Source organism: Actinomyces culturomici (assembly GCF_900499005.1).
Classification (GTDB): Bacteria; Actinomycetota; Actinomycetes; order Actinomycetales; family Actinomycetaceae; genus Pauljensenia; species Pauljensenia culturomici.
The window spans coordinates 880,776-889,811 of the sequence record NZ_LS991316.1 but is presented as its reverse complement, the minus strand read 5'-3'; the positions used below and the strand labels follow the sequence as shown (position 1 = coordinate 889,811).

7 protein-coding genes and 1 pseudogene are annotated in these 9,036 nt (G+C 71.8%); 1 reads left to right on the top strand and 7 read right to left on the bottom strand.

The features are described from left to right. Positions 1-392, bottom strand: a pseudogene (locus DY157_RS11680) (Hsp70 family protein); the annotation flags it as partial. Positions 393-427: 35 nt separating this feature from the next. After that, positions 428-1,201: a phosphatase PAP2 family protein gene (locus tag DY157_RS03835; RefSeq protein ID WP_235827062.1), complete on the bottom strand. Its 774-nt coding sequence runs from the start codon at positions 1,199-1,201 to the stop codon at positions 428-430. 221 nt (positions 1,202-1,422) lie between these two features. Between DY157_RS03835 and DY157_RS03830 the strand changes: the two genes are divergently transcribed. Beyond that, a complete protein-coding gene (locus DY157_RS03830) occupies positions 1,423-1,788 on the top strand; it encodes an RNA polymerase-binding protein RbpA (RefSeq protein ID WP_115727298.1) in 366 nt (121 codons plus the stop codon). A gap of 181 nt (positions 1,789-1,969) precedes the next feature. Here the strand turns inward: DY157_RS03830 and lnt are convergent, their stop codons facing one another. From lnt to hisG, 5 genes are read right to left on the bottom strand one after another with little or no spacing between them, the layout of a single operon-like run. Continuing rightward, on the bottom strand, positions 1,970-3,526 hold the full coding sequence (gene lnt, locus DY157_RS03825) for an apolipoprotein N-acyltransferase (protein ID WP_235827061.1): 1,557 nt from the start codon (positions 3,524-3,526) through the stop codon (positions 1,970-1,972). Beyond that, complete coding sequence (locus DY157_RS03820; RefSeq protein WP_115727296.1) at positions 3,523-6,303, bottom strand: DEAD/DEAH box helicase; 2,781 nt, start codon at positions 6,301-6,303, stop codon at positions 3,523-3,525. The genes lnt and DY157_RS03820 overlap by 4 nt, the downstream gene beginning before the upstream one ends. Continuing rightward, a complete protein-coding gene (locus DY157_RS03815; protein ID WP_115727295.1) occupies positions 6,300-7,232 on the bottom strand; it encodes a helix-turn-helix transcriptional regulator in 933 nt (310 codons plus the stop codon). Before DY157_RS03815 ends, DY157_RS03820 begins: the two co-directional genes overlap by 4 nt. Beyond that, positions 7,225-8,148: a helix-turn-helix transcriptional regulator gene (locus DY157_RS03810; RefSeq protein WP_115727294.1), complete on the bottom strand. Its 924-nt coding sequence runs from the start codon at positions 8,146-8,148 to the stop codon at positions 7,225-7,227. Before DY157_RS03810 ends, DY157_RS03815 begins: the two co-directional genes overlap by 8 nt. 38 nt (positions 8,149-8,186) lie before the next feature. Further along, the gene (gene hisG, locus DY157_RS03805) at positions 8,187-9,032 is read right to left on the bottom strand and encodes an ATP phosphoribosyltransferase (RefSeq protein WP_115727293.1); all 846 of its coding nucleotides are present in this window, start codon (positions 9,030-9,032) and stop codon (positions 8,187-8,189) included. Positions 9,033-9,036: the final 4 nt, after the last annotated feature.

The window sequence follows — 9,036 nt, the reverse complement described above, 5'->3', positions numbered from 1 at the left end:
GATGGGGAGAGGAGACAGGCCTCGAGGGGTTCGACGGGGGAGGGGAGGGCGACGGAGGAGTCGGTGCGGATCGCGTCCGCGACGTGCGCGAGGAAGCGGGAGACGATCTCGAGGACCGGGAAGTCGCGGTTGGCGAGCCTCAGCGTCGTGTCGGGGGAGATCTCCGGATCGGCGAGGAGTCGCTTGAAGGAGCGGAGGTGGGGCGCGCCGCGCAGCGCCGCGGCCTCGGCCTCGAATCCGAAGACGAGGGCCCCGTCCTCGTAGGCGACGACCGAGGGGAGGTAGTCGTGGTCGTCCCCGAGCGCGTCGAGGAACGACACGAGCGGGTAGTTGCCGCGGTCGACGAGGGCGACGGTCGTGCGAGTGGTCCCGAAATCTACTCCGAACTTCATGGGGCCAGGATATCGCCAGGAACGGTCGGGGCGGCTCAGGCCCTCTCGAGCGCCGGGACGGGGGCGGGGGCGGGGGAGAGGGTTCCCGCCATCGCCGCGCACGCGACGAGGGCGACGGCGCAGTAGGAGGCGCCGGCGAGCGCGTCGAGGACGTAGTGGTTCGCCGTCGCGATGATCACCCACACGGTGAACACCGGGTGGATCGCGAGGAGGAGGCGCTGCCACCAGCGCTTCCACACGAAGAGCCCGAGGACGAGGGCGGACCACACGGCCCATCCCGTGTGCATCGAGGGCATCGCCCCGTATTGGTTCGCGAGGGTCGCCGCCGCCCGGGAGTACCCGGCGCCGACGCCGGCCTGATTCGCGACGGCGTCGACGTAGCCGAGCGTCGTGAGAAGGCGCGGCGGCGCGAGCGGGAACGTCCAGTAGGTGACCATCGCCCCGGCCGTCATGACGAAGAGCGCGTTGCGCGCGTACGCGTACCGGTCGGGTCGACGGAACCAGAGGAGCGCGAGGGCGCTGAAGGTGACGACGAAGAAGCTGAAGGCGTAGAAGGTCGACGCGATGTTCGCGAGCAGCGAGTGGGCGTGGAGCCAGAGATTGAGGTCGAGCTCGACGTCGATGCCGAGCGCCCGCTCGACCGCGAGGACCTCGCGCGCGTGCCGGAAGGCCGTCGATGGGAGGACCGGCGCGAGGAAGCAGAGGATCGAGTAGCCCATCGCGCAGACGGCCACGAGGAGGATCTCGCCCGTGCCGCGGCGGCGCAGTACGGGGTTCGCGGCTGCGACCGGCTCGACGACTGTGCTCACGTGTGCTCCGTTTCCGTACGGCCCCTGCGGCCGCATCCACCACATCGTAGGGCCGCGAGGCGGCGGGGCAGTGGTGGCGTGCGCGACGATCCGGGCCGGTCCGGGATGATACCTGATACTCTCCCACCGGTCTGACATAATGTACATTATCGGATCGATAGCGACGGCGAGAAGTCGGCTAGACTCTATCCGGTCCTGTCCTGAGGAAGAAGGAGTGAGCCGTGGCGGATCGCGCGCTTCGAGGTATGCAGATCGGCGCCAAGTCGATGGAGTCCGAGGACGGCGTCGTCTTCGCCGACCGCTTCACCGTCCGCTACGCCTGCCCCAACGGCCATGAGTTCGAGGTGCCCCTCTCGACCGAGGCGACCCCGCCGGCGACCTGGGAGTGCCGCTGCGGCGCCCAGGCCGAACTCATCGGCGACGCGCCCGAAGATGAGGAGACGAAGCCCGCAAAGCCGGTGCGCACCCACTGGGACATGCTGCGCGAGCGCCGTTCTCTCGACGAGCTCGAGATCGTGCTGAGCGAGCAGCTCGCCCTCTACCGCGAAGGCCGTCTGCGTCCTGAGGGCCACTACCGCAAGGGCTGAGCATTCGCGCATCTCGTCACGGGCCCCCGCTTCGGCGGGGGCCCCGCCGCATTCGGGCGAGCCGCCCCCCGAAATCAGTTCTGACATAATATTGCATCCACGCGCTCTTTGCATCAACCCCTATGGCCATATCCGCGCAGTTCAGAAGGTATTAGACGGGAGACGCACGAGATCCTCGCCCTCAATTCGACGCACGGCCCCGGCCCCGTGAGGCGATCGCGCCGCCGAGGGAGGCGATCGCGAGGACGACCGTCGCGATCATGACGACGTCCGCGGGGATCTCCCCCATCCGCGCAGCGGGCGTGATCGACGTGCGCAGGGGAACCGATTCGGCGAGCCACGCCGCGGTCTGCGGCTTCGTCGACGCCTGGATGGAGCCGTCGGGGCGGATGACGACCGACTCCCCCGTCGTCGACGCCTGGATCGCCGAGCGCGAGAACTCCATCGCGCGGAATCGGAGGAGCTGGGCCTGCTGCGCGGACTCGGCGCTCGAGCGGAAGTGGTAGTTGTTCGACGGAGTGACGATGACCTCGCCGCCGAGGCGAACGCCCTCGCCGATGACCGAGGGGTACGCCGATTCGAAGCAGATGCCGACCGCGATCGGGATCGTCCGCCCGTCGGCGAGGCCGACGTGGAGGATCCCCGGATTGCCCGCCGCCGCCATGTCGAGGTTGACCTGCGCGGCCTCGGTCGCGAGCTTCGAGATCACCGAGCGGAAGGGGATGAACTCGCCGAAGGGCACGGGCTTCTGCTTCGCGTAGAGGGCGTCGGGGTCGAGCCCCTCCCCCGCTCTCCACACGCCGAGCCAGTTCCACCGCAGGTCGTCCTGCACATTCGCGAATCCGAAGAGGATCGGGGCTCCGAGCGCACCGACCGAGGAGTCGAGGATGCGCGACACCAGCGCCGATTCGCGCGGATCGCGGTCGGCGCCGGTCTCCCCCCAGATCCCGAGGTCGACTCCTCCCCCGTTCGCGGCGAGCTCGCGGGTCATCGCGGCGTTGTTCCCCGCGACCTTCCCCTCGACCGCGAAGGTGTCGGCGCCCGGCAGCTCGACGTCGCCCTGGACGACGCCGACGCGCAGGGACCCGGCCTCCTGGGAGGCGGGCAGCGGCAGGGCCCACGCTCCCGCGACGATCGCGGCGCCGAGGACGAGGATCGCCGGGCGCGTGTACCAGTGCGCGGAGTCCTCGTCGGCCCGCAGGCCGAAGACCCGGCGCAGGCCGACCGCGAGGGCGACGACGACGAGGGAGACGAGGACCTCCCCGCCCCAGGGGGCGAGGCGTCCGAGCGGCGAATCGACCTGCGGCATCGCGACGTTCCCCCAGGGGAAGCCCGACCACGGGTAGTGACTGCGCAGCTGCTCGACGCCGACCCATACGAGGGCGTAGGCGCCGCACTGGCCGAGGGCCGTGCGCGTCCACGCCCACACCCGCAGGAGCCGGGCGATGAGGGCGAAGAGGAGGATCGCGAGGATCTGCGTCGCGGCGAGCGCGACCCACGGGAGCGTGCCGCCGGTCGCGAGCGGCACCCAGTCGATGAGGGGGAACCACCAGCACGCGGCGAAGACGAGCGTGTTGAGGAGACCCCGTCCGAGTCCCGCGTGATCGATGCGCGAGAAGTAGAGCGCGAGGGCGGGGACGGTGGTCCATGACCACGAGAGGTCGGGGAAGGCCGCCCACAGCGCGACGCCGGCGAGGGCGCTGAGCGCGAGGTCGAGAAGGAGGGGGCTGCGCGTCACAGGGCCGACCATGCCACCACCCCGTGGACGAGGAGATCGCGGGCGCGCCGCGCGTTCGCCGCGAGCTCCGGGCGATCGAGTCCGCGCAGCTGGTCGAGGAGGTCCATGACCTGGCGGATCCAGCGGACGAAGTCGCCGCCCTGCATCTCGTACTCCGAGATGGCCGTCGCGAGCGACGCCCCGTGCGCCCAGGCGAGCGCCGGCCCCATGAGCCCCGGATCCGGATCGGGCGAGGTCTCGAGGCCCTGGGCCTTCTCCGCGGCCTGGACGCGCCCGGTCGCGCGGATCGTCGCGTCCCACGCGGCGAGGAGGGGCGTCGTCAGGCCGTGCGGGAGCGCGGGCGGGCCGGATTCCTCGGTCCGCGACTCGTAGATGCAGGTCGAGGCGATCGCCGCGAGCTCTTCGGGCGTCAGGTCGTCCCAGGCGCCCTCCTCGATCGCCTCGAGGACGACGAGGTCGCGCTCCCCGAAGACGCGGCGGAGCCGCTCGCCGCGCGCGGTGACGGCGTCCCCGTCGAGGAAGCCGAGGTCGTCGAGGACGGCGCACACCTTGTCGAAGCGCTTGGCGACGGAATTCGTCCGCGCGTCGATCCGCTCGGTGATTCCGGCGAGCTCGCGGTCGAGACGGGCCCAGCGGTGCCCGGCGCGGGCGTGCTCCTCCCGCTCGGGGCAGCGATGGACCGGGTGGGCGCGTAGAGCGCGCTCGATGCCCTCGATCTCGGCCGAATCGTAGGGGGCGTCCTCGACGCGCGGCGCCTCGAGGGATCCGGAGCGGACGAGTCGGCGGAGCTCCTCTGCGATCCGGGTCCGCTCCTTGTTCCGGCGCAGTGCGGATCCTCCGGCGATCCGCATCCGCCCGACCTTCGCGAGGCCCGCGGCCGAGTCGTCGTGCGCCATCGTGTGGAACTTCCCGTCCGTCCCGATGACGACGGTCGCGACGCGCCCGACGGCGGTCGCCTCCTGGAGGGCGACGACGGCGTGGAGCGTGCGACGCCCCTGCCCGTAGGCGATGACGTCCCCGGGGACGAGCGAGGCGAGGGACTCCCGGTCCATCGCGCGCCGCGTCCTCGCCCTCGTGCGCGATTGCGCCTTCTGGGCGCCGGTGAGACGGTCGCGGAGGCGGAAGTACTCGCGGGCGTCGCCGAGGTCGCAGCTCATCGCCTCCTCGAGGCGGTCGTGCTCGGCCCGCAGCTCCTTCGCGCGCGTCGCGAGGTGGACGACGGCGCCGTCGGCCTGGAACTGGGCGAATGAGGTCTCAAGGACGGCGCGCGTCGCCGCGCGCGGCCGGTGCGCGAGGAGGTTGACGACCATGTTGTAGGTCGGGGCGAAGGCGCTGATCAGCGGATACGTGCGCTTGGAGGCGAGGGCGGCGACCTCCTCGGGGGCGACCTGACCTCGATGGAGGACGATCGCGTGGCCCTCGGTGTCGATGCCGCGCCTGCCGGCCCGGCCCGATAGCTGCGTGTACTCGCCGGGGCTGAGGCGCGCGTGCTCGGCTCCGTTCCACTTCGTGAGGGATTCGATGACGACGGACTTCGCCGGCATGTTGATGCCGAGGGCGAGGGTCTCGGTCGCGTACACCATCTTGATGAGCCCGTCGGCGAAGAGGCGCTCGACGGTCTCCTTCTGAATGGGGAGCATCCCGGCGTGGTGGGCGGCCACGCCGCGCTCGAGAGCGTTCGCCCACCGCGCGATGCCGAGGACGCCGAAGTCCTGCGGGTCGATCCGCGTCGTCGCCTCGTCGACGCGTCGGCGGATCTCAGCGGCCTCGCTCGGCGTCGTCAGGACGACGCCGGCTCCGAGGACCTGCTCGACGGCGGCCTCGCATCCGGCGCGCGAGAAGATGAAGGTGATCGCCGGGAGCAGGCGCGCCCGCTCGAGGGCGATGAGCGTCGAGGAGCGCGACTCGCGCGGCGGGCGGGAGTCCGCCGCGGCTCGCCAATTGCGCCCGCCTCGACCGGCGCGCCCAGGCGCGCCCGGCGAGACCGCGTCGACGAGCTCGGGATTGAGGCGCCCGGAGGCGGGGTCCGCGCCCGGCGCGTAGAGGTCGTAGAGGGTCCGTCCGACGATCATGTGCTGGTAGAGCGGGACGGGCCGGACCTCGGAGACGACGACCTCGCACCCGCCGCGGACCTCGGCGATCCACCGCCCGAACTCCTCGGCGTTCGACACCGTCGCGGAGAGGGCGACGATCTGCTTGTCGGAGGGGAGGTGGATGATCACCTCCTCCCACACGGGGCCGCGGAAGCGGTCCGAGAGGTAGTGGACCTCGTCGAGGACGACCGACTCGAGGGCGTCGAGGTCGGAGCCCGCGTAGATCATGTTGCGCAGGACCTCGGTCGTCATGACGACGATCGGCGCGCCGGGGTTGATCGAGGTGTCGCCGGTGAGGAGTCCGACCGCGTCCTCGCCGAAGCGGGCGCGCAGGTCGAGGAACTTCTGGTTGGAGAGGGCCTTGATCGGCGTCGTGTAGAAGGAGCGCCGACCGCGGCGCAGCGCGAGGTGCGTGGCGAACTCGCCGACGACGGTCTTGCCGGCTCCCGTCGGTGCCGCGACGAGGACGGAGTCCCCGCGCTCGACGGCGTCCATCGCGCTCACCTGGAAGGGGTCTGGGGCGAAGCCGAGGCCCGCAGCGTAGGCGGCGCGCTCGGACTTCTCCGCGCGCATCGCGGCCTTGAACGCGGCCATCCGCTCCGCCGGGCTCGCCTCGAAGGCCTCGACATCGGTTCGCCGCGGCTCGGCGGACTCCATGCGCGCGCGGCGCCTCTTCGGACTCATTCGGCCCCCTTAGTCCACGCCTCGAGCATCCTGGCGGCGCGCTCCCCCGCGCGGGCGCGGGGCCCCGGCGCCGCGTCGCGCAGCGAGGGGGCGAGGTCGATGAGGAGGGAGGCGAACCACTCCTCGTTCCACACGGGCACGGCGAGCTCCACTCCCCCGTCGTCGCCGAGCTCGCGCGCATCGACGGACTCGAAGTCGTCGGCGACCCAGCGGCCGCGCGCGTCGACGACGATCCGCTCGACGGGCCAGTCGCGACGCGGCGCCATCGGTCGATGCGCGATCGAACCGGCGGCGATCTCGACGCCGCTCATGCGGTCGACGGCGAAGTTCCGCTCACCCCGCGAGCCGAGGCACCAGCCCCGCAGGATCCACCCCGCTCCCCCGCGCCTCACGTCCCAGGGCTCGACGACGCGCGCGCTACGCCGCCCGTCGGCGCTCCGGTACTCGAAGGCGACGGGGCGGTCGTCGCGAATCGCGTCCGCGAGCACGTCGAGGATCCCCGTCGGCTCGTCGGGATCGGAGTGGACGAGGGCGGGGTCCTCGCCCTCCTCGCCGACGAGGGCGCGGACGGCGAGCGCGGTGCGCGGGATCCGCGACCGGAGTTCCTCGTCGAGGTTCGGGGCGAGCGCGTCGAGCCCGACGAGGATCGCGGCCGCCTCGCGCCCCGTGAGGCGCGGCGGCAGGTCGACGCCGAGCGTCGAGCGGATCCTCAAGCGGTCCTCGTTCTCCAGGAGGTCCCAGTCGATCTCGAAGGAGGCGCCCGGAAGGGAGTCTCCGACCGAGCCGAGCGCCTCGATATCTCGTCTGATCTGGCGATTCGTCCGGGAGAAGTGGGCGGCGAGTTCCGCGACGGGCACGCCGGGATGCTCGTGGATCCACGCGACGATCGAGAGGAGGCGCGAAACGGTGAGAGGGACGAGTTCAGGCATCGGCCCTCCCCCACTGCGCGGCGATGCGGATCCTCTCAAGGATCTGCTCGCGCAGATCCTCGGGCTCAAGGACGATCGCGTCCTCGCCCTCGGCGAGGACGCGCGAGATCCACTCCCCGCGCTCGTCGGTCTCCCCCCTCGCCCTCGTCCATCCGTCGGGCGCGGCCCCGTCCTCGTCCGTCGCGAACCGGCGGATCGCGGGTGCGGCGCCTTCGCGCAGGAGGAGCGTCGGGGCGACGAGGAGGGCGTCGAAGGGATCGGGCAGGGCCGCGGGCATCGGGGCGGCGTCGCCGGGCTCGCCGAGGAACTCGACCTCGGATTCGAAGCGGGAGACGCGGAAGAGGCGCTCGTCCTCGCGGTCGAGGTCGCGGCCCCACAGGTAGAGGGCGCGGCCGCGCACGACGAGGCGCCACGGCTCGACGGCGCGCGCGAAGGCGCCTGAGGCCGAGCGGTAGACGAAGGACAGGACCCTGCGCTCGGCGATCGCGCAGGCGATGCGGGCGACGGTCTCCGCGCCCTCGAGCCGGAGGGCGAGCGGGACGGCCGGCGCGCCCTCAGAGTCCGTCGACGCCGCGATCTTCGGAGCGATGACGGCGGCGTCGGGGCCGGACTGCCAGGCGCCGACGGCGAGGCGGATGAGCGCGACGTCGACGTCCTCGAGACGCACGTTCGCGGCCGCGAAGGAGTCGGCGGAGATGCGATACGCCTCGACGGCGCCCGGAACGGTTTCGAGGACGATCCCGGCCTCGCGCAGCGCCGCCTTATCGCGCTGGAACTGCGACTCGAAGGCGACGTCGGAGAGATCCGAGTACCCGGGGAGCGCGCGCAGGACGCGCTTCGTCCGCGGCCGCTCCGCGCCGAGGAGTTCGACGAGGAGGCCGAGGACCCTCGTGCTCGTCGATACTCGCTCTTCCACGGGCCAAGCCTACGACCTGCGCGGACGCGGGCGCCGTATCAGAGCCGGGACGCCTTCAACTCGGTGACGATGATGCCGCGCGCACCCGCCTCGTGGAGGCGGTCCATGACGAGGTTGACGCCCTCGGACTGGACCATGACGCGGACCGCGCGCCACTCGGAGTTGAGGAGCGGGCTGATCGTCGGCGAGTCGAATCCTGGAGCGATGTCGCTCGTCTTCGCGAGGTCCTGCTCGCGGACGTTGAAGTCGACGATCACGTAGGAGCGGGCGACCTGGACGCCCTGGAGGCGACGGTCGAGGGTCGCGAGCGCCGGGTCCTCGCGCAGATCCTCGCGGGTGATGAGGACGGCCTCCGACTTGAGGAGCGGCTCCTCGAAGACCTCGAGGCCCGCGGCCTTGAGAGTGGAACCGGTCTCGACGACGTCGGCGATGAGGTCGGCGACGCCGAGGCGCACCGAGGACTCGACCGCGCCGTCGAGGTGGACGACCTCGGCGTCGACCCCGCGCTCGGCGAGGTAGGTGCGGACGAGGTGGTCGTAGGAGGCGCCGACGCGCTTGCCCGCGATGTCGTCGAGCGAGGTCATCGTCCCGATCGGCGCCGCGAAGCGGAAGGTCGAGCGGGCGAAGCCGAGCGCGCGGTGCTCGACGGCCGAGGTTCCGGAGTCGAGGAGCAGGTCGCGCCCGGTGATGCCGGCGTGGATCGACCCGCGTCCGACGTAGACCGCGATATCGCGCGGCCGGAGGAAGAAGAGTTCGACCTCGTTCTCCGCGTCGGTGAGGACGAGCTCGCGGCCGCGGCGGCGCGTGCGGTAGCCGGCCTCGTCGAGGAGTTGAATGGCGGGTTCGGAGAGGGATCCCTTGTTGGGGACGGCGATGCGCAGCATGTGT

Coding starts and splice junctions, on each gene's coding strand:
- DY157_RS03820 (WP_115727296.1), bottom strand. CDS start 6,303: ATGAGTCCGAAGAGGCGCCGCGCGCGCATGGAGTCCGCCGAGCCGCGG.
- DY157_RS03815 (WP_115727295.1), bottom strand. CDS start 7,232: ATGCCTGAACTCGTCCCTCTCACCGTTTCGCGCCTCCTCTCGATCGTC.
- hisG (WP_115727293.1), bottom strand. CDS start 9,032: ATGCTGCGCATCGCCGTCCCCAACAAGGGATCCCTCTCCGAACCCGCC.